The following is an 831-nucleotide window of genomic DNA, read 5'->3' on the forward strand; positions in this document are numbered from 1 at the left end:
GGGCTTGTTCATTTTCAAGTCATCTGGCGGACGGATTCACACGCTCACGCCCCTTGACGGTGACGGGGCCCCACCCTAACTCCTGTCGCGTTAGCACTCGGGGATGGCGGCTGCCAAAAACCGCAGGTTCCGGGGCTTAATCGACACCTATTGGGAGATCATCAGATGGCGTTTCGTCCTCTCGGCGACCGCGTGCTGGTCAAGCGCGTTGAAGAAGAATCCAAGACCAAGGGCGGGATCATCATCCCCGACACGGCCAAGGAAAAGCCCCAGGAAGGCGAAGTCGTCTCCGTCGGCCCCGGCGTCCGTGACGAAGACGGCAAGCACGTCGCTCTGGAGCTGAAGGCCGGCGACCGCATCCTGTTCGGCAAGTGGTCGGGCACGGAAGTGAAGATCGACGGCGACGACCTGATCATCATGAAGGAATCCGACGTCCTGGGCGTGCTCTCGTAAGCACGCCGGGTTTCCGGTTTCTCTCGTAAAAACATTTAGATAGGAGCTGCCCCATGGCCGCTAAAATCGTAAAATTCAACACCGACGCTCGCGACAAGATGCTGCGCGGCGTCAACATCCTGGCTGACGCCGTCAAGGTGACGCTCGGTCCCAAGGGCCGCAACGTCGTGATCCAGAAGTCCTTCGGCGCTCCGCGCTCGACCAAGGACGGCGTCACCGTCGCCAAAGAGATCGAGCTGGAAGACGCCTTCGAGAACATGGGCGCCCAGATGATCCGCGAAGTCGCCTCCAAGGCGAACGACAACGCGGGCGACGGCACCACCACCGCCACCGTCCTGGCTCAGGCCATCGTGCAAGAGGGCCTCAAGGCCGTCGCCG

The 831-nt window shown here is 61.6% G+C and carries 2 protein-coding genes; both read left to right on the forward strand.

Features of this window, described 5'->3' with window-relative positions:
• Window positions 1-165 precede the first annotated feature (165 nt).
• On the forward strand, window positions 166-453 hold the full coding sequence (groES, locus tag HX774_RS18615) for a co-chaperone GroES (protein WP_178828924.1): 288 nt from the start codon (window positions 166-168) through the stop codon (window positions 451-453).
• 53 nt (window positions 454-506) lie between these two features.
• Window positions 507-831: TCP-1/cpn60 chaperonin family protein (locus tag HX774_RS18620; RefSeq protein ID WP_304488868.1), on the forward strand; the 325-nt coding region annotated here is incomplete at its 3' end.

It is taken from the genome of Brevundimonas sp. P7753 (assembly GCF_013386595.1).
GTDB classification, from domain to species: Bacteria; Pseudomonadota; Alphaproteobacteria; order Caulobacterales; family Caulobacteraceae; genus Brevundimonas; species Brevundimonas bullata.

What these genes read in the sequence shown, in the direction of transcription:
- groES (WP_178828924.1), top strand. Translation starts at nt 166, where the DNA reads ATGGCGTTTCGTCCTCTCGGCGACCGCGTGCTGGTCAAGCGCGTTGAA.